The following is an 18,992-nucleotide window of genomic DNA, read 5'->3' as shown; positions in this document are numbered from 1 at the left end:
CGGCTCGAGATAGCGTCACCCATAAGCGCCCGGAACATATATAAGACCGGGGAACGAAGAGAGAAAGAGGATTCAGAACATGCAGCAAATCAAGAGGACGAAGATCGTCTGCACGATGGGACCGTCCACCGAGGACGAGGACGTCCTGCGCGAGCTCATCAAGTCTGGCATGAACGTCGCCCGCTTCAACTTCTCGCACGGCAGCCATGAGTACCACAAGGCCGGCATGGCCCGCGTCCGCAAGATCTCTGACGAGCTCGGCGCCAACGTCGCCATCCTGCTCGACACCAAGGGCCCCGAGGTCCGCACCGGACTCCTCGAGGGCGGCAACAAGGTCACGCTCGAGACCGGCCAGAAGGTCATCGTGACCACCGATGACGACGTCACCGGCAACGCGCAGCGCTTCTCGCTCGACTACAAGAACCTTCCCAACGAGGTCGAGAAGGGTTCCGTCATCCTCATCGACGACGGCCTCATCGGCCTTGAGGTCGAGAGCGTCGACGGCACCGACATGAGCTGCGTCGTCACCAACGGCGGCGACCTCGGCGAGAAGAAGGGCGTCAACGTCCCCAACGTCAACATCGGCCTGCCTGCCGTCACCGAGCAGGACATCGACGACATCGTCTTCGGCTGCACCCAGGGCATCGACGCCATCGCCGCCTCGTTCATCCGTGACGCCGCCGGCGTGCGCGAGATCCGCAAGATCTGCGCCGACCACGGCTGCCCGCGCGTCTCGATCTACCCCAAGATCGAGTGCGCCATGGGCGTCAAGAACTTCGACGAGATCCTCGACGCGGCCTCCGGCATCATGGTCGCCCGCGGCGACCTGGGCGTCGAGGTCCCGGCCGAGGAGGTCCCGCACCTTCAGAAGGCCATGATCCGCAAGTGCAACGAGGCCTACAAGCCCGTCATCACCGCCACGCAGATGCTCGACTCCATGATTCGCAACCCGCGCCCGACGCGCGCCGAGGTCACCGACGTCGCCAACGCCGTCTATGACGGCACGGACTGCGTCATGCTCTCCGGCGAGACCGCGGCCGGCAAGTACCCGGTCGAGGCCGTCCATACCATGGCAGCCGTCTGCGTCGAGACCGAGAAGTACCTCGAGGAGCGCACCGAGTACCACGACCGCGGCGACCTCGTGAAGAACGTCAACGGAGCCATCGGCTTCGCTGCCGTCACCACCGCCGAGCGCGTCGACGCCAAGTGCATCGTCGCCCCGACCACGACCGGGCGCACGGCTCGCCTCATCTCCAACTTCCGTCCGAGCCTGCCTGTCGTCGCCGTCTCCGAGAGCGCGGTCACCGTACGCAAGTGCTCGTTCTACTGGGGCGTCACCTGCCTCAAGGCCGACACGCGCGGCACCCTGTCCGACGTCATCTACGGCTCGCTCAAGCTGGCCAAGTCCAAGGGCCTCGCGGATACGGGCGACATGGTCGTCGTGACCGCCGGCGACCCGCAGACCAGCCCCAAGCAGGGCGACTACGTCACCTCCACCAACATGGTCATGGTGTCGCAGGTCCAGTAGGTCCGCACGTAACCGAACGTTCGAAGCCCCGGTCCTCCACGTTCGCGTCCTCGCCGTGCCTTGCGCGGCTGCGGGATGCTCGCTTTGGAGGGCCGGGGCTTCTTCCATACCGATCCCAGATGCGGATGGCGGCGGGTCCCGCTGCGAAGCTACCGCTCGCAGAGCCAGAAGTGGCAGGAGCAGGGCTCGAGGTCCGAGCCGCCGCCGAAGTCATGGAGCTCGCCGGTGATGAGGTCGGTCGCCTGGCCACAACCCGCGTCGAAGTCGAGGTGCACAGGCTCATCGGCGATGTTCACGGCCACGAGCACGCGCTCGCGGCCGCACTCGTCATCGACCAGGCGCTCGAAGACGCAGCACTCGGGCTGGACCAGGACCTCCTGGTAGCCGCCTTGGGCAAGGGCACGCGTCGTATGGTAGGCGGTGCCCAGCCGCCTGAGCCAAGTCGTGAGGTCATTCTCGCCAGGCACGTCGAAGGCAGGGCGAAGCTCATGGTCGCCGGGGAGCTTGGCACCCTCGACGCCCCATTCGCCGCCATAGTAGAGGCACGGGATGCCGGGCATCCCATAGAGCAGGCCATAGAGCGGCGCGAGCTTCTGTGGCGCGTCGGCGAGCTTGGTGGCGATGCGGTCGACGTCGTGGTTCTCGAGGAAGTCGAAGAGGTGCGCACCTGTGTAGAGGCACCACGGGTCGGTGCCCGACTGGCGCTTGAAGGCGTAGGTGACCTCGGGGAGGTTCTTGTTCGCCACGGCTGACCACAGGCCCTTGTAGCACTCGTAGTTCGTCACGGAGTGGCAGCCGTGCTCGCCCATCCATGTGTTGTAGTCGCCGAACATGGTCTCGCCCATGAGGACGAACCCCGGCTTCACCTCGTTGGCGAGGTCACGCAGACCCCAGAGGAACCCCAGGTCGAGGCAGTAGGCGACGTCAAGACGAAGGCCATCGATGTCATAGTCGGCGACCCAGCGCCGCACGACGTCATAGAGGTAGTTCTTGACCTCGTCGTTTCCCAGGTTGAGCTTGACGAGGTCACCGGCGCCCTCCCAGTCCTCGTACCACAGGCCGTCGCCATAGCCGTCGTCGCCGTCGAACGAGATGTTGAACCAGTCACGGTAGCGGCTCTGCTCGCGGCTGGCCAGCACGTCCCGAAAGGGCGCGAAGCCCCTGCCCGCATGGTTGAACACCCCGTCAAGCATGACCCTGATGCCGGCCTCGTGGTAGGTGGCCACCAGGTCACGAAGGTCGTCGTTGGTGCCCAGACGGGGATCGACGGTGAGGTAGTCAGAGGTGTCATAGCCATGGCTCCCGCTCGCGAACACAGGGTTCAGCAGCAGGCAGTCCACACCGAGGGACTTGAGATGGTCGACCCAGGCGGGCTGGGCGAGCCTTGGCAGGCGATGCTCCAGCTGGCAGTCCTGCTCCCAGGGGGCACCGCAACATCCCAGCGGATAGACCTGGTAGACGACCGCATCCTCGAACCATTCGATGTCAGACATGGGACCCCCTTGGTCGCGAATGGCCCAACCCTAGCAGGCTGGGACACGCACGTGCGAGGAGACCCCCCAACGGCGCCCAGGACATCTGGATGGCACCGGTCCCTGCCATTCGGGTCAGCACGCCGGATACTAGCGCCGACTGCCCTCGCTGCGCTCGGTGGCCGAGCTGATGACACAGCGGTTCGCCGGGAGCCAGACGCTGCCCCACTCGAAGGGGGTCCCGTCGTCGAGGCGGACCAGCTGGTCGAGGTCGAGCACCGGCGCATGCTCGTCGCAGCGGAGCCAGGCCCCGCGCTTCTTGCCGCAGGCACGGGCCGAGTAGACCATCTCGGACCTGCCGATCGACCTTCCGCTGCACCGCTCCACCGCCGAGAAGAGCCCCTCGTGCTCGAAGTCGGCATCGACCAGGTCGGGGATGGCCTCGATGTTGAGGTGGCTCTCGATGCACATGACCGGCTCGCCGAAGACCTCACGGACGCGCGCCAGGTAGAGGTAGGAGGACCCACGCTCGATGCCGAGCTGCCAGGCGCACGCCTTGCCGGCGGTCTCGATGGAACGCTCGACCACGTGCGTCTCGAAGGGTATGCCCTGCACGCTCATCGACTCGGCGAACGAGAGCAGGCTGTTCGACGAGGGACGCGCCATGACCGGCTGCGTCACGAAGGTGCCGCGACCGCGCTGCTGCACGAGCAGCCCCTCGTCCACGAGGGTGCGAATACCCTTCTGCACCGTCCCGCGCGAGAGGTGCAGCATGGCCATGAGCTCGTGCTCGGAGGGGATGCGGTCGTCCACGCCCCACTCCTTGGAGTAGATCTTCTCGCGCACGTAGTCGGAGACCTGCACGTAGAGCAGGGAGGAGTCCGACCTCTCGAAATCCGACACGGGAATGCTCCTCTCGAGGGAGACCTTGGCATGGATGCGCGGCGCGCCATGGAGGGCACGCGGTTGGGCTACCCTGACAGTGTAGGACGGAATCCCCAGGAAGGACGGCGGGAGATGTCGGACGAGAAGAACAACGAGCCAGAGAGCGCGTCGCCGACCGACGGTGGTTGCCCCTCGCTTGCCACCACGACCGCCGACGCGCGCGCCCTCTTCATGCTCTGGCAGGACACCGACGAGCTCAGGCGCTTCCTCGGCAGATCTGGCCTGACCTGGGAGGCCTTCCGCACGACTCCCCTGGCACGAGCCTCGGTGCTCCAGCTCCTCGGCGTGGTGGGGTTGCACGCGCGGGGCGTGGGCAACGCCTGCGCCACACGGCTTGCGGCACGCGTCGACTGGCGACGCGTCCGCGCGCTCGCCCGCCTCGCGGACGACCGCACCGCACATTCGCTGGACGATGATGCCCTGGCCGATGCCTGGTCCGCAGCGACCACCTTGTCGCCCACGCTCAGGTGCCTGGTCGCGAATGACATCGCCGTCGTGCGCATGCGGGCGCGCTGGGAACGGCTCATGGCGCGTGATCAGGACGCATGGCCCCAACCTGACCCGACCCACAAGCCCACGGCCGCGGATGCCACTCGCCTGGGCCAGGTGTCCCGAGCGCTTGCTGGCGTCATCAGCCGGAGCTGGGGGGGCACCTTCCCGGCACGGCGCATCTGGCTGCTCCATGACCCAGACGAGGGGGACCATGCCGCTCCCCAGGCCACCACCCTCGCCGTAGAGCACCACGGCACTTGCTCCGCGCAGGACGCCCAAAGGCTCCATGACATGCTCGCGCAGGAGCTCGGGACACCCGTGAACCTCATCCCGCAGGAGCAGATCCATCCCCTCATCTGGGACGAGACGGTGGCCGGGGAGCGCGTCGCCTGGGAGTCGGCGGATGCCTCGGAGGACGGCCGGACGACCGTGCCCGCGGTCTGCGCGCGCCACGACCATGGCCAGCACGACGCGGGGTCCGCGCCGCAACAGACCCGCTAGCCCAGGCTGCGCCTCCATGCGCCGTAGTCGCGCAGCCTCAGCAGCAGCGCCCTGTTGGCACGCTCGAAGGTCTCGAAGAAGAAGTCCTCGGTGAGCAGGCTGTATTCGGGCTCGTCGGCACCCTCCCCGCGCGGATGGACGGCATTCTCGTCCACGATGGCATCGGCCACCGCGACCGAGCGCTCCACGTCGGGCTCGAGGATGGGATACTGCGGGAAGGCCTCGCACTCGGCCACCAGCTCGTCAGTCAGGGCGACGCGCATCGTGATGGGCAGGGTACGTCCGAAGCGGTCGAAGTCACCCTGCTTGCGGATGCGCGTCTGCTCGCCGGCCTGGACCCCATGGGCCACGTTGAAGGCCCGTACGTTGGTGTTGTAGACGTTGTCGCACACGAGGTGCGCCCAGGCACCCAGGCAGACGTCGCTCGCAGGACGGCCCTGCTCCTGCGCACCCGCCACGTAGGTGTTCCAGAACTCGTCGGAACGCGGGATGGGGATGGTATGCGGCGTGGCGAGGTGCGTGGCGTGATAGGGGACCGTGTGCGTGACGTCAGGCACCATGTAGCCCACGTAGATGTCAGGGACGTAGTTGCCGAAGAGGAAGCAGTTCACGTCACCCACGCCCAGCGCGAGCGGCCCCTCGTCATGGAGGAGCCGCTCGACGTGCGCGGTATGTATGTTCCAGCTCGGCATGCGACCAATCCTAGCAGGAATGGCCCTGGCATGGCTCGGTGACTAGCCCCTGACCTCGCCACCCGTGGCAGCACAGACCTTGCGCACCACCTTGGCATGCGCATGGTCGACCTCCTCGGAGGTCAGGGTATGGTCGGCCGCACGATACGTGAGCGAGAAGGCCATGGACTTCTTGCCCGGCCCCACGCGGACCGGGTCGCGGTAGACGTCGAAGAGGCGGACGTCGTCGAGGAGCTTCCCGCCGGCGCTCGTGATGCGCTGCACGAGGGTCTCGGCCGTGACGTCCTCGTCGACCACGATTGCGAGGTCGACCTCGACGCCGGGAAGCGTGGGGACCTCCTGGTAGGGCAGCTCGCGATGCGCGAGGCGGAGCAGGGCCTCCTGCGAGAGCTCGAAGGCCACGACGTCGCAGCCAAGCCCGAAGGCCTCGAGCGAGCGCGGATGGATGTTGCCGACCCAGCCGAGGAGCTCGCCGGCAGCCATGACCTCGGCCGCACGACCAGGCTGGAGCCAGGGGTACTTCTCGGGATCGGCCACGCGGAAGCGGACCTTGGTGATGCGCAGGGCCCCGAGGAGCTGCTCGATCACGCCCTTGGCGTCGAAGAAGTCGAGCGGGCGCGACTTCTCGCACCAGGTGTCGTCGGCCCAGGAACCGGCCATGACAGCAGCCATGACGCTCGGCTCCTCGGGCTGGCTCTGGTTGGCCTTGCCGTGGAAGATCCTACCCTGCTCGTAGAGCTGCACGTTGGCCACGCCGTGGTCCACGTTGTAGGCCACCGAGCGCAGGAGCCCGGGGATGCACGAGCGACGCATCTCGGCCTGGTCGGCCAGGAGCGGGTTCATGATGCGGACGGCCATGCCCCTCCCCTCCTCGGGCATGCCGAGGCGGTCGAGGTCACCGTCCTGGGCGAAGCAGTACGTGAGGGTCTCGGAGAGGCCGCTCGCACGGAGCGTCCGTCCGATGAGCTGACGCCTGCGCTGGTCGACCGTGAGGCCACCGGCATGGTTGCGGGCCGCGGGCAGCGTCGCCTCCACATCGCCCATGCCCCAGAGGCGCAGGACCTCCTCGACGAGGTCGGCCTCACGCGTGAGGTCCGGACGGTTCGTGGGAGCCACCACCACAAGGCGGTGGTCCCTTCGGTCCGGACGCACGGCACAGCCCAGACGCACGAGTGCGTGCTCCATGAAGGCGTCGTCGATGTCGGCACCCGCGAGCGCACGGACGCGGTCCGGACGCAGGAATATCGTGGCAGCCTTGACGGGCTCGGGGTACACGTCCACCCGGCCGCGGCACACGGTGGCGCCGCAGCAGGCCTCGAACAGCGCCGCCGCGATGTCGGACACCTCGTCGCAGCTCGCGGCATCGACCTGGCGCTCGTAGCGGATGGACGCCTCGCTCATGAGGTCGAGCGAGCGACTCGTGCGCGAGATCCGGCCCTTCTCGAAGCAGGCGCTCTCGAGAAGGACGTCGCTGGTCGTGTCGTCGATCTCGGAGTCGAGGCCGCCCATCACGCCGGCAAGCGCCACCGGGGTACGGCCGTCGTCGGTGATGACGGCCATGTCAGTCGTGAGGGCGCGGTCACAACCGTCGAGCGTGGTGAGGTGCTCACCCTCCTTGGCGAGACGCACCACGATGTGGCGCTTGTCGTCGCGGACGGAGAGCTTGCCGAGGTCGAAGGCATGGAGCGGCTGCCCCGTGAGGTACATGACGTAGTTCGTGACGTCGACGACGTTGTTGATCGGACGGCTTCCCGCCGCGATCACGCGCCGCGCGAGCCACTCGGGGGACGGCCCGATCTTGACGCCATGCACCACGCGGGCGACGTAACGGCTGCAGACGGCCGGGTCGGCGATTTCGACGTCCACGAGGTCGCGGCTGCGCTGGACCTCCTCGCGCTCGATGGCAGGGAGCTCGATATGGGTGTCGTGGTCGAGGACGGCGCCGACCTCCACGGCCACGCCCTCCATCGAGAGGCAGTCGGGGCGGTTGGGGGTGATCTCGCAGTCGAGCACCACGTCCGACGTGCCCTGGTACTGCGAGAAGGGCATGCCCACGGGAGCGTCTGCCGGCAGGATCATGATGCCGTCATGGTCGCTGCCCAGGCCGAGCTCGCGCTCGGAGCAGTTCATGCCGCGCGACTCCACGCCGCGCAGCTTGCTCTTCTTGATCCTCACGTTCCCGGGGAGCTCGGCACCGATCATGGCGATCACGATCTTGTCGCCCTCGTTGAAGTTCTGGGCGCCGCAGACAATCTGGAGGGGCGCGGGGTTGCCGTCCTTGTCGAGGTTGGCGTCGCCCACGCTCTCGGTGCAGAGCCACATGTGGTCGGAGTCGGGGTGCGGCTGCTTGGTGAGGACCTGCCCCACCACCACGTGATCGAGGTTGGCACCGACCGTCTCGGTCGCCTCGACCTCGGTGCCGGTGCGGATGAGTTCGCTGACGAGGTCTTCCGGCTTCTCCGGCAGGTCGACCATGGTGTTCAGCCATTCGTATGAGATGCGCATAGGTGCTGCCTTTCTTGGGTTCGCAAGGGCCTTGGTCCCAAGGCCCTGGGGATACGCACGTCCTGCCGCAGGCGCGGCAGGCCTCGCTAGAACTGGTGGAGGAAGCGCATGTCGCCGGTCATGAGCATACGCAGGTCAGGCAGGTCGTAGCGAAGGGCCGCGACGCGCTCGGCGCCGATGCCGAAGGCGAACCCGGAGTACTTCTCGGGGTCAATGCCCACATAGCCGAACACGTTGGGGTCGACCATGCCGCATCCGAGGATCTCGAGCCAGCCGGTGCCCTTGCAGAAGCGGCAGCCCTTGCCGCCGCAGACGCCACACGACACGTCGACCTCGCAGGAGGGCTCGGTGAACGGGAAGAAGTGGGGACGGTAGCGGGTGGCTCGGTCCTCGCCGAACATGGCACGCGTGAAGTAGTCGAGGGTGCCCTTGAGGTCGGCGAAGGTGATGCCCTCGTCTACCACGAGGCCCTCGATCTGCGTGAACTGCGGGAGGTGGTTGGCGTCGGCCGTATCGGGACGGAAGACCGTGCCCGGGCAGATCATATAGATGGGCGGCTGGTGGGCCTCCATGGTGTGGACCTGCACGCCCGAGGTCTGCGTGCGCAGCAGCACGTCAGAGAGCCCCAGCTGGAGCGGCTCCTTGCCCTCGGGTGCGTTGTCCTCGACGTAGAAGGTGTCGCGGGCCGAACGGGAGGGATGGTCGGCAGGGGCGTTCAGGGCCGTGAAGTTGTAGTAGGTCGACTCCACGTAGGGGCCGTCCTCGACCTTGTAGCCCAGGCCGCAGAAGACGTCCTCGATCTCCTCGACGATCTGCGAGATGAGGTGCTCGGAGCCCACGTGGGGCTCTCGTCCCGGAAGGGTCACGTCCACGGAGTCCGCCGCGATCCGCGCCTCGAGGGCCCGATGCTCGAGCTCGGACCTGCGGGCCGTGAGGGCAGCCTCGACGTTGGCACGCACCTCGTTGGCACGCTTGCCCATGGCAGGGCGCTCGTCGGGGGCAAGTCCGCCCATGCCGCGGAGCACACCCGTGAGCGAGCCCTTCTTACCTGTCACCGCGACACGGATGCGGTCGAGGGAGGCCAGGTCGGGAGCACCGCCTATGCCTTTGCGGGCCTCATCCTCGATAGCCTTGAGGTCATCGATCATCGCCATCGCTCACATGCCCCTTCCCGGACGCGCACGCGCCCCAACAAAAAACCGTCCCCAGGCCCATATGCCCAAGGACGGAAGCTCTTCCGCGGTACCACCTTGATTGGCCCACCGGATTTCTCCCGGCATGACCCTCTTGAGTGTCCCGTGCCGTGGGACTGACGGCTCGCCTACTTGCGGGTGTCCCCGTGTTGAGCTCGCAGCTGGTAGAGTGAACTCCGCCGACCTACCTTCGCAGAAGCCTCCCAGCCCATGGGCTTCCTCTCTTGTGCGAAGGCGACGCGGTCGAGGCGGACCTCTCCGTCATTGCCTGCTATGGATGATAGCACGGGCCTGCCACCCGGACATGGCACGCATGAGGTCTCGCAAGCCTGCCATATGCGACGAACTCGCAAGGAGCCACGCATTACGCAGGAGATAGGGAGACGCGCGCACGCTCCCCGCACGATATCTCGCGCGCCCGGTTCAAACGCGAGCCGCCATGCGACCTCCCTCGTCGGCACAACAGGGGATTCCGTGACGTCCAAGCCAGCTCGGAGGGCCTGGGTGGCAAGTAATCGAGGTTGTACATCGTTTGCTGCGGGCATAGGGCGCCAGCATGAGCTCCCGGATTAGTAGGCGCCCCGTCTACCAGCATGTTCAATATATCAAAAGTAATAGCGATATGAGGTGGGTTCCACGAACGATGTACAACCTCGATTTTGCGGCACCCAAGCCGCGGCGTCACCCACCCTAGACCATCCCACTCGCGACCTACCTTCCTACCGCTCGTTCGCCAGACACCATCCGATGTCTATCCACTTGCGTTCGTAACCTATACTGAGACAAACGGAACCAGATGAGGTCGTGGAGGTGACCAGGTGGGCAAGCGGGACAACCAGATCCTCCAGATCCTCGCCGACCAGGGCCGCACCGACGTGGCCGACCTCGCCCGAGACCTCGACGTGTCCACCGTCACCGTGCGCAAGGACCTCGATGCGCTCTGCGAACGCGGCATCGTGCAGCGCGAGCATGGCAGCGCGTTCTTGGGAAGTGCCGATGACATCAACGGGCGCCTTGCCCGCCACTACGACCAGAAGCGACGCATCGCCGAGGCCGCCCTCGACCTCGTGCACGACGGCGAGACGACCATGATCGAGTCGGGAAGCTGCTGCGCCCTGCTCGCAGCAGCCATCGCTGACCACAGGGACGATGTCACCATCGTCACCAACAGCGCCTTCATCGCAGCTTACGTACGCGGCCGGCTCACCGTGAGCGTCATCATGCTAGGTGGTGCCTACCAGCGTGACGCCCAGGTCATGGTGGGCCCCCTGCTCGCCCTCTGTACCCGTGAGTTCAGCGTGGACCACCTCTTCATCGGCACCGACGGCTTCACGCCCGCAGGCGGCTTCACCAATGCCGATCCCTTCCGTGCGCAGGCCGTCCGCGACATGTCCTCGCAGGCTGCGGGCGTAGTCGTGCTCACCGAGAGCGAGAAGTTCTCGCAGCGGGGCGTGGTACCGCTCCACCTCGGCGACAGGCTCTCCTGCGTCATCACCGACTCCGGCATCCCTGCCGACGCGGCGGACACGCTCCGACATGACGGCGTCGACGTGAGGGTGGTTAGGCCATGAGCGACCGCAAGCACAGGGGCACGGACGAGAAGGGCGACCAGGCCGAGGACCCGCGCCTCGTCCTCGACGGGGCCGAGCTCAAGGGCCGTACCCGGGCCGACGCCAGCGCAGGCGTCATCGCGCTCTCGCTGGTCGCCGGCTTCCTCGTGGGTCTGGGGACCTGGGCCGCGCTCTGGCTGAGCAACTTCCTCACGGAGGGCTTCTGGGACCTTGTGCCAGCACTCCTCCCCTGGTGGTGGGCACCGCTCGTGATCTGCCCGCTAGGTGGCCTCGTGATCGGCCTACTGCTCAGGCGCTTCCACAACCCGCCAACGCCCATGGAGGACGTCATGGCCGAGGTGAGGCGCACCGGCGGTTACCACGTACATGACCTGCCCTCCGCACTGGCCACCTTTGCGGCACCCCTCGTCTTCGGCGGGTCCATCGGCCCCGAGGCCGGGCTCACCGGCCTCATCGCCGCCGGGTGCACCTGGATAGGTGACCGGCTCAAGCGCGCGGGTCTGGCTGTGAGGGACCTGGGCGAGATTACCCTCTCGGCCACCCTCTCGGCAATCTTCTCCACACCGTTCTTCCCGATGGCCTCGGCCGCCGAGGAGGATGACGCCACGCCCGACCCCTCCGGCTACCGCTACCCTCGCCGCACCAAGATCATCCTCTACACCGCCGCGGCCTTCGGGGCGTTCGGCGGTGTCATGGTGGTGAACGACGTGCTCGGCTCGAGCATGAGCCTGCCACGATTCGGCGCGACGTCGTTCGACCTGTCCTACCTCATCTGGTTCTGCCCGCTCGCCTTGGTGGGGTGGCTGGCTGGATGTGTCTACAACACCTTCGACGTGAGCCTCGCCGACCTCTCGGCCCGCGTGGGCGAGCGTCCCATCCCCAAGGCCGTGGGCTGTGGTGTCCTCATGGGACTCGTCGGTTCGCTCCTCCCCTACACGATGTTCGCCGGCGAGGCCCAGGGCACCGAGATCATGGGGACCTGGCAGGGTCTTGGTGCATTCGTCCTCATCGCCACGGGAGTCATGAAGCTCTTCGCCAATAACCTCTGCATCCACTTCGGATGGATGGGCGGCCGCTTCTTCCCCACGATCTTCGCCGGCATCGCGCTCGGCTATGGCATGGCCTCCATCACCGGCGTCGACCCCGTCTTCTGCGTCACGGTCGTAACCACGTCGCTCGTGGCCGCCATGACGAGGAAGCCCCTCCTCGCCATCGGCGTCCTGATCCTGTGCTTCCCGGTGCGCAGCATCGTCTGGCTGGTGCTCGCTGGCCTCGCCGGTGCCTACCTGCCCATGCCGGCCGTCATCGACCCGAGGAAGAGGACCGCGAAGGACGCTCCCGAGAAGGGCGCGGCGCGCTAGACCATCATCGCGCTCACCACGAGGAGCGCGATGATGGTGACAACGAAGGCGGCGATGATGGCCCAGACGGCAGGACGGGCATAGTTGACGGTCCAGCCTACGCCAAAGCGCTCGGGTAGGAAGAGGCTCGGGTCCTGCGCGTCGAAGTAGAAGACACCGAGCTTCCAATGCTCGTCATCGTCATCGACCATGGCACCGTCACCCTCCACGCGAGCGGCGATGCGGCTACCGGCCTGCCCATAGACGAGCGAGAGGGCGAGCGCCCCCACCACGCAGGAGATTGCCACGACCATGACGACGAGTGCCGCCTGGGCGATCGAGAGCACACCTGCGAACGAGAGTGGCAGACAGACCATGACGGCATCGATGAGCAGACCAAACACGACGAGATAGACACTCTGGGCGTGTGCGAACAGACCATAGGCCAAGGCCGAGGAGACCGGGGCCGTCGGGTCGACGGGGCGCTTCGAGCGCACGATGGAATAATGCGAGAACGCCATCGCCGCCAGGATCACCACCTGTATGAGCACAGGGAACACGACGACGAGCGGGCTCTTGTCGGCCCAGGAGGTGACCGCACCCGAAAGGTCCATATGCATGGGGACCTGGTCGGGCATGGAAGGATAGAGGGCCACGCCCACGAGGGCCGTGCCGCAGATGACCGGCACGTTGAGGAGCTCCCAGGCAAGGGGAACGGCCTGGGGGATGTCCGCCTCGCCGACCACGGCCGCGCGCTCCGACGTATCGGCCCGCCAGCCGCGCTCCTCCTTGAGCTGCATCACGAGCTTGCGATAGTGGAGCATGAGCAGGAACGATACGAGCACGATCGCAAGCACGGCGAGCGTGAGGGCGATTGTGGTCGCAGCCTCACCTCCCAGGACGGAGGCGAGCCAGATGGCCAGCGTCGAGACCACCGAGAGCACGACGACCTCGGCTGTATAGCGCCGCTTATACGTCCCTATGATGGGATCTGCCTGTGCCGAGACAGGCACAGTCACGGCAAAGCACTCCTGCCGGCGCATGAGCCAGGGCGTGAGCGCCATGAAGATGCCCGTGAGCGGCACGAGTCCGACGATGAGAACGATGAAGAACGTGGTGTCCATGATGGTCTTGCTCCCTTATCTGCCCGAGGCCCGCGAGGGGGTCTCGAGCCCATAGGCGAGGTCTGCCTGCCTGGCCGCAGCTTCGAGGAAGTCCTCGCGGTTGCCACCGCGTGCCTTATGGGCGAGGGCAAGGCGGAGAAGGACCTCCGCCATGCGCTCGTCCTCGACGTCCGACTTGGTGCGCACCTGCTTGAGGTCGCGGGCGGCCACGATCGCCCCGGAGCGACCCTGCATCACGACATAGCCCTCATCACGTAGGACCCCATACGCCTCGTGCACGGTGTGGTAGTTCACGCCGAGGTCACCCGCGAGGCTTCGCACGGAGGGCAGCCGAGCGCCCTCCTCGAGCTCTCCCGAGGCGATCGATTGGATGACCTGCGAGCGTATCTGCTGGTAGATTGGCTCGTCTGACAACCTGTCAATGGTGATGACCATAGCGGCTCCTTCTGTTCTATCTTGACTATAACAATTAGCACAGGGACGTCAAGGGTGTGACCTGATGCGATGGACTCCAAAAGGGACGGTCGCCCTATGCCAATGCCGTCCACTCGCCCCAGTACTTTCGTTCGTAAGTATTTTCTATTGCGTACGTTGACATAGAGGTAGGACGTCTCGATACTGGAAGGTAGGACAACGAACAGACCACTGCCAGCAAGGAGCAATCATGTCCACGCCCACGACCTCACCCCTCGAGCACTTTGGTGCCCTCACACCCCGCATGGAGCACTTCCGCGACGAGCTCCTCGACGCGAAGCCCTGGGTAGACGTGGAGCGTGCCCTCATCACCACCGAGGTCTACCGCGAATGCGCTGACCTCCCCCTCACCATGAAGCGTGCCGAGATGCTCACGCGCGTGCTCGGACGCATGACGATCTTCATCGAGCCCGAGACCCTGATCGCCGGCAACCAGGCAAGCTCCAACCGCAGCGCACCCATCTTCCCCGAGTACGCCATGAGCTGGGTCATCGATGAGCTCGACGAGTTCGAGAGACGAGACGGTGACCGCTTCTACATCACCGATCAGTCCAAGCAGGCGCTGCGTGACATCGCTCCCTTCTGGGAGCACAACACCCTTCTCGACCGCGGACTTGCCGCCTTCCCGCCCCACTCACGGCTCTACTACGACCTCGGCATCATCAAGAGCGAGGGCAACATCACCTCGGGCGATGCCCACGTAGCCGTCGACTACGGACGCCTGCTGCGCGAGGGCCTCGTCGGCTACGAGCGCCGAGCCCAGGCGGCCCTGGACGGCCTCGACCTCACGGACGCCAAGGCCATACACGCGAGCCACTTTTACCGCGCAATCATCCAGGTGATTGGTGCGGTCCGCGGCTTCGCCGGGCGCTATGCCGACCTCGCACGCTCCCAGGCGGCCACCGAGAAGGACGCGGCGCGTGCCGCCGAGCTCACCGAGATGGCCCGCATCCTCGACAAGGTCCCCTATGAGCCGGCATCGACGCTCCGCGAGGCCGTGCAGTCCATGTGGCTCGTGCACCTCGTGCTCCAGATCGAGTCGAACGGCCATTCCCTCTCGTATGGGCGCATGGACCAGTTCCTCGACCCGTACTACGAGGCTGACCTGGCCGTCGGACGCATCACCGAGGGCGATGCCGACGAGCTCATGGAGAACCTCTGGCTCAAGACCTACACCATCAACAAGATCCGCTCGTGGAGCCACACGCAGTTCTCGGCAGGAAGCCCGCTCTACCAGAACGTGACCGTGGCCGGCCAGAAGCTGCAGGACGGCGAGCCCATCGACGCCACCAACCCCATGAGCTGGCTCATCCTGCGCTCCGTGGCCCAGTGCCACCTCACGCAGCCCAACCTCACGGTTCGCTACCACAAGCGCCTTCCCAAGGACTTCATGGACGAGGCCATTCGTGTGGTGCGATGCGGCTTCGGCATGCCCGCCTTCAACGACGACGAGGTCATCATCCCGAGCTTCATGGAGCGTGGGGTCTCGCGCGAGGACGCCTACGACTACTCGGCCATCGGCTGCGTGGAAACGGCCGTCCCCGGCAAGTGGGGCTACCGCTGCACCGGCATGAGCTTCCTCAACTTCCCCAAGGCGCTGCTCATCGCCATGAACGACGGCGTCGACCCCGCGAGTGGCACCAAGCTCTGCAAGGGCAGCGGCCACTTCCGCGACTTCACGAGCTTCGACGAGGTCATGGCCTCATGGGACAAGGTCATCCGCGAGATGTGCCGCCAGTGCGTGATCATCGACACCACCTGCGACATGGTGCTCGAGCAGGACACGGCGGACGTGCTCTGCTCGACCCTCGTGGACGACTGCATCGACCGCGGCCTCACCCTCAAGGAGGGTGGCGCCCACTACGACTTCATCTCCGACCTGCAGGTGGGCATCGCCAACCTCGCCGACAGCCTCGCTGCCATCAAGAAGGTCGTCTTCGAGGACCAGGCCGTGACTCCGGCTGGGCTCTGGGAGGCCCTCATGGACGACTTCTCGGGCGAGGAGGGCGAGAGGATCCGTCGCCTGCTCGTGGCCGCGCCCAAATATGGCAATGACGACGACTACGTCGACTCCCTCGTGCGCCAGGCCTACGACGTCTACATCGACGAGCTCTCGAAGTACCACAACACGCGTTACGGGCGCGGCCCCATCGGCGGCACCTACTATGCCGGCACGAGCTCGATCTCGGCAAACGTCCCCCAAGGGGCCGGCACCCTCGCCACGCCCGACGGCCGCCATGCCGGAGAACCCCTGGCGGAGGCCTGCAGCCCGAGCCACGCCGCCGACCGGCTTGGGCCCACGGCCGTCTTCCTGAGCGTGGCCAAGCTTCCCACCGACAAGATCTGCGGAGGCGTCCTCCTCAACCAGAAGGTGACCCCCGAGATGCTCGACCAGCCGGGAAACCAGGAGAAGCTCGAGGCATTGGTGCGCACGTTCTTCGACCGGCTCCACGGCTACCACGTGCAGTTCAACGTGGTGAGCAGGGCCACGCTGCTCGACGCGCAGGCGCATCCCGAGCGTCACCGCGACCTCATCGTGCGTGTGGCCGGCTACTCCGCCTTCTTCAACGTGCTCTCGCGGCGCACGCAGGACGACATCATCGCCAGGACCGAGCAGGCACTCTAGGTCCCGAAGACGCCCACGGACGTATGAGGGGTGCGGGCCGATACGTGGCCCGCACCCCTCTGTGCTCGGAGGGCCGAAGAGAGAGGAGACGGCCCTGGGATACCTCAGTGCCCAGGCACGGCCTGGGATGGAGCCTATGCCTGGTAGACGACCTTGCCGCCGATGATGGTCTCGGCGATGGTCATGTCAGGGTTCCAGACGGACAGGTCCGCGTCGCGGCCAGGAAGGATCGAGCCGCAGATGTCCTCGATGTTGTTCGCACGGGCCGGCTGCTCGGTGGCCATGCGGAGCGCCTGCTCGAAGGTCACGACGCCCCACTCGACGACGTTCTTGACAGCCTTGTCGAGCGTGAGGATGGACCCCGCGAGCGAGCCGCCGTCCTTGAGTCGGGCCATGCCGTCGCCCACGATGACGGGGAACTCACCAAGGGTGTAGTCGCCGTCAGGCATGCCACCGGCACGCATGCAGTCGGTGATGAGGACGCAGTGGTCCCAGCCCTTGGCACCCACGAGGGCGCGCACCGCGATCGGGTTCAGGTGGTGACCGTCGCAGATCATCTCGGCATAGGTGTTCCTCGAGGTCATGGCCGTGCCGACGACACCCGGCTCGCGATGGTGCAGCGGGCTCATGCCGTTGTAGGTGTGCACGAAGACGGAGGCGCCCGCGTTCACGCACTTGATGGTATCGAGGTAACCTGCATCGGAGTGCCCGATGGCGACGGCGACGCCCTCGGCCGAGGCCTCGGCGCAGAACTCGGGCGCACCCTCGCGCTCGGCAGCGATGGCGATCTTGGTGACGAGGCCATGGGCAGCCTGCTGCCAGCCGTCGAGGACCTCGATCTTCGGGTCGCCCATGTAGGCGGGGTTCTGCGCGCCCTTGTGCTTCTCGGTGAAGAAGGGGCCCTCGAGGAAGATGCCTTGGACGCGGGCGCCGCCATCTGCACCTGCGGCACCGGGTGCATACGTGTAGTTGTCACCGATGGAGGCGCAGGCAGCCGTGAGCTGGTCGGTGGAGGCGGTGAGGGTGGTGGGCGTCCACGAGGTGACGCCGTTCCTCACGAGGCCGTGGTTGATGGCGTCGACGCCGGCCCAGTCACAGTCCATGACGTCGTGGTCGAGGGACCCGTGGATGTGCGTGTCGACGAGGCCGGGGGCCACCGACTTGCCCGAGTAGTCGCGGACCTCGCAGCTAGGAGCGTCCTCCTGCCACCATCCGAAGGTGCCGTCGTCCTCGATGACGAGGTAGCCGCCGTCGAGCGGGGCACCGGGAAGGTAGAACCTGTCAGCGTGCAGTGCGTACATGATGACCTGCTTTCTGCTTCGTCGGCACAGGGTGCCGACGCTGGTCTACTTGTTGAACGGATGGATCGTGACGCCCTTGACGACGCGGTTGACCGTGCCCGAGGGGCTGGGGGTGTCGGGGGTGTTACCGACCTTGATGGAGTTGAGGAGCGAGACCACCTGGGCGAACATCACGTACGGGAGCGCGAGGTAGCCCTCGGGGAGCGGCGGGAAGCCTGTGAAGGTGAAGGAGTCGTTCTCGAAGCTCGGCGAGACGTCCTGCTGGACGGCGACCGTCCTCTGGGCGATGGCGTCGCCGTCGATCTCATGGAGGATGTCGAGGTCGTACTGGCGGGTGTAGGCATCGTTGCTCACGAAGACGAACACGAGCGTGCGGCCATCGACGAACGACTTCGGTCCGTGACGGTACCCCATGGAGGTGTCGAAGGAGGTGGCCATCTTGCCAGCCGCAAGCTCGAGGACCTTGAGCTGGGCCTCACGGGTGAGGCCGCCGAGCGAGCCGGAGCCAAGATAGGTGAGACGGTCATAGTCGCCAGCGAGGAAGTCGGCGACCTCGGGCTCGCGGGAGATGACGTCCCTGCCCATGGCGCTGATCTGGTCGACCCAGATCTTCTTCTGCGCGTCGGTGGCGGGATCGAAGATGAGCAGGCTCATGAGCTCCATGCAGGAGTAGCTGCCCGTCATGGCGAATCCCTGGTCGTTGGCATCCGGGATGAGGATGGTGAGCGCGTTGGGGTCGCTCTTGGCCTGGACGGCGAGCTTGCCCTCGGGAGCACAGGTGATGTTGAGGTACTTGATGTGCTGTGCGATCTGGCCGGCACGCTCGACCGCGGCGAGCGACTCGGGGCTGTTGCCGGAACGGGCGAACGAGACCAGGATCGTGGGGTCCTCGGCACGCAGGTAGTCAAGCGGGGCCGAGACGATGTCGGTCGAGGCCACCGGGGCGAAGTCATAGGTGTCGGTGTGGCCGACGCGACGGAGGTACGGGGCCACCGTGTCGCCGACATAGGCGGAGGTGCCGGCACCCGTGAAGACGACGCGCGTCCGACCGGCCGACATCTTGTTGGCCGAGTCGAGGAACTCCGAGATGGCCTGCTTGTTGTCAAGGTAGATCTGGTACGTGCCCTCCCAGAGGTCGGGCTGCTGCTTGATCTCGCGGGTCGTGATGTCGGCACGCATCGCCTTGAGTGAGGCCTCGTCCTTCTCGAACATTACGTCGCTCCTTCAG

14 protein-coding genes are annotated in these 18,992 nt (G+C 66.2%); 5 read left to right on the top strand and 9 right to left on the bottom strand.

Annotation, left to right across the window (positions count from 1 at the left end; genetic code table 11):
• Positions 1-79: 79 nt before the first annotated feature.
• Positions 80-1,528 (top strand): pyruvate kinase, encoded by a 1,449-nt coding sequence (pyk, locus tag LKE50_04050; GenBank protein MCH3967784.1) that lies wholly within the window; start codon positions 80-82, stop codon positions 1,526-1,528.
• 149 nt (positions 1,529-1,677) lie between these two features.
• Here the strand turns inward: pyk and LKE50_04045 are convergent, their stop codons facing one another.
• Both LKE50_04045 and LKE50_04040 read right to left on the bottom strand, forming a co-directional pair.
• Positions 1,678-3,021, bottom strand: a complete 1,344-nt coding sequence (locus tag LKE50_04045) for an alpha-amylase family glycosyl hydrolase (protein ID MCH3967783.1) — start codon at positions 3,019-3,021, stop codon at positions 1,678-1,680.
• Between the two features lie 129 nt (positions 3,022-3,150).
• On the bottom strand, positions 3,151-3,903 hold the full coding sequence (locus LKE50_04040; protein ID MCH3967782.1) for a GntR family transcriptional regulator: 753 nt from the start codon (positions 3,901-3,903) through the stop codon (positions 3,151-3,153).
• 114 nt (positions 3,904-4,017) lie between these two features.
• Here LKE50_04040 and LKE50_04035 point away from each other — a divergent pair, with 114 nt between their 5' ends.
• The gene (locus LKE50_04035; GenBank protein ID MCH3967781.1) at positions 4,018-4,938 is read left to right on the top strand and encodes a hypothetical protein; all 921 of its coding nucleotides are present in this window, start codon (positions 4,018-4,020) and stop codon (positions 4,936-4,938) included.
• Here LKE50_04035 and LKE50_04030 read toward each other — a convergent pair.
• The 3 genes from LKE50_04030 to pheS form a co-directional block, all read right to left on the bottom strand.
• Entirely contained in the window at positions 4,935-5,630 is a 696-nt protein-coding gene (locus tag LKE50_04030; protein ID MCH3967780.1) for a hypothetical protein, read from the bottom strand. The two genes, LKE50_04035 and LKE50_04030, sit on opposite strands and share 4 nt — an antisense overlap.
• Positions 5,631-5,672: 42 nt before the next feature.
• Positions 5,673-8,135 carry a phenylalanine--tRNA ligase subunit beta gene (gene pheT / locus LKE50_04025; GenBank protein MCH3967779.1) on the bottom strand — a complete coding sequence of 821 codons (2,463 nt, stop codon included), beginning with the start codon at positions 8,133-8,135 and terminating at the stop codon, positions 5,673-5,675.
• An 86-nt stretch (positions 8,136-8,221) separates the two neighbouring features.
• Positions 8,222-9,283, bottom strand: coding sequence for a phenylalanine--tRNA ligase subunit alpha (gene pheS / locus LKE50_04020; GenBank protein MCH3967778.1), 1,062 nt, complete (start codon positions 9,281-9,283; stop codon positions 8,222-8,224).
• Positions 9,284-10,146: 863 nt separating this feature from the next.
• Between pheS and LKE50_04015 the strand changes: the two genes are divergently transcribed.
• Together LKE50_04015 and LKE50_04010 are read left to right on the top strand one after the other, a co-directional pair.
• Entirely contained in the window at positions 10,147-10,899 is a 753-nt protein-coding gene (locus LKE50_04015) for a DeoR/GlpR family DNA-binding transcription regulator (GenBank protein ID MCH3967777.1), read from the top strand.
• A complete protein-coding gene (locus LKE50_04010; GenBank protein MCH3967776.1) occupies positions 10,896-12,260 on the top strand; it encodes a chloride channel protein in 1,365 nt (454 codons plus the stop codon). The genes LKE50_04015 and LKE50_04010 overlap by 4 nt, the downstream gene beginning before the upstream one ends.
• Here the strand turns inward: LKE50_04010 and LKE50_04005 are convergent.
• Positions 12,257-13,363, bottom strand: coding sequence for a DUF1648 domain-containing protein (locus LKE50_04005; protein ID MCH3967775.1), 1,107 nt, complete (start codon positions 13,361-13,363; stop codon positions 12,257-12,259). The genes LKE50_04010 and LKE50_04005 overlap by 4 nt on opposite strands.
• 15 nt (positions 13,364-13,378) lie before the next feature.
• The gene (locus LKE50_04000) at positions 13,379-13,798 is read right to left on the bottom strand and encodes a GntR family transcriptional regulator (protein ID MCH3967774.1); all 420 of its coding nucleotides are present in this window, start codon (positions 13,796-13,798) and stop codon (positions 13,379-13,381) included.
• Between the two features lie 229 nt (positions 13,799-14,027).
• Here LKE50_04000 and LKE50_03995 point away from each other — a divergent pair, with 229 nt between their 5' ends.
• Complete coding sequence (locus LKE50_03995; protein MCH3967773.1) at positions 14,028-16,463, top strand: glycyl radical protein; 2,436 nt, start codon at positions 14,028-14,030, stop codon at positions 16,461-16,463.
• 134 nt (positions 16,464-16,597) lie between these two features.
• Here the strand turns inward: LKE50_03995 and nagA are convergent, their stop codons facing one another.
• The gene (nagA, locus tag LKE50_03990) at positions 16,598-17,764 is read right to left on the bottom strand and encodes an N-acetylglucosamine-6-phosphate deacetylase (GenBank protein MCH3967772.1); all 1,167 of its coding nucleotides are present in this window, start codon (positions 17,762-17,764) and stop codon (positions 16,598-16,600) included.
• Between the two features lie 45 nt (positions 17,765-17,809).
• A complete protein-coding gene (locus LKE50_03985) occupies positions 17,810-18,976 on the bottom strand; it encodes an SIS domain-containing protein (protein MCH3967771.1) in 1,167 nt (388 codons plus the stop codon).
• Between the last annotated feature and the right edge of the window lie 16 nt (positions 18,977-18,992).

Source organism: Atopobiaceae bacterium, assembly GCA_022483015.1.
Classification (GTDB): domain Bacteria; phylum Actinomycetota; class Coriobacteriia; order Coriobacteriales; family Atopobiaceae; genus JALCUE01.
This window is presented reverse-complemented; position numbering and strand designations above follow the sequence as displayed.

What these genes read in the sequence shown, in the direction of transcription:
- LKE50_04030 (MCH3967780.1), bottom strand. Translation starts at nt 5,630, where the DNA reads ATGCCGAGCTGGAACATACATACCGCGCACGTCGAGCGGCTCCTCCAT.
- LKE50_04000 (MCH3967774.1), bottom strand. Translation starts at nt 13,798, where the DNA reads ATGGTCATCACCATTGACAGGTTGTCAGACGAGCCAATCTACCAGCAG.
- LKE50_03995 (MCH3967773.1), top strand. Translation starts at nt 14,028, where the DNA reads ATGTCCACGCCCACGACCTCACCCCTCGAGCACTTTGGTGCCCTCACA.
- pheT (MCH3967779.1), bottom strand. Translation starts at nt 8,135, where the DNA reads ATGCGCATCTCATACGAATGGCTGAACACCATGGTCGACCTGCCGGAG.
- LKE50_04035 (MCH3967781.1), top strand. Translation starts at nt 4,018, where the DNA reads ATGTCGGACGAGAAGAACAACGAGCCAGAGAGCGCGTCGCCGACCGAC.
- LKE50_04010 (MCH3967776.1), top strand. Translation starts at nt 10,896, where the DNA reads ATGAGCGACCGCAAGCACAGGGGCACGGACGAGAAGGGCGACCAGGCC.
- LKE50_04005 (MCH3967775.1), bottom strand. Translation starts at nt 13,363, where the DNA reads ATGGACACCACGTTCTTCATCGTTCTCATCGTCGGACTCGTGCCGCTC.
- nagA (MCH3967772.1), bottom strand. Translation starts at nt 17,764, where the DNA reads ATGTACGCACTGCACGCTGACAGGTTCTACCTTCCCGGTGCCCCGCTC.
- LKE50_04045 (MCH3967783.1), bottom strand. Translation starts at nt 3,021, where the DNA reads ATGTCTGACATCGAATGGTTCGAGGATGCGGTCGTCTACCAGGTCTAT.
- LKE50_03985 (MCH3967771.1), bottom strand. Translation starts at nt 18,976, where the DNA reads ATGTTCGAGAAGGACGAGGCCTCACTCAAGGCGATGCGTGCCGACATC.
- pyk (MCH3967784.1), top strand. Translation starts at nt 80, where the DNA reads ATGCAGCAAATCAAGAGGACGAAGATCGTCTGCACGATGGGACCGTCC.
- pheS (MCH3967778.1), bottom strand. Translation starts at nt 9,283, where the DNA reads ATGATCGATGACCTCAAGGCTATCGAGGATGAGGCCCGCAAAGGCATA.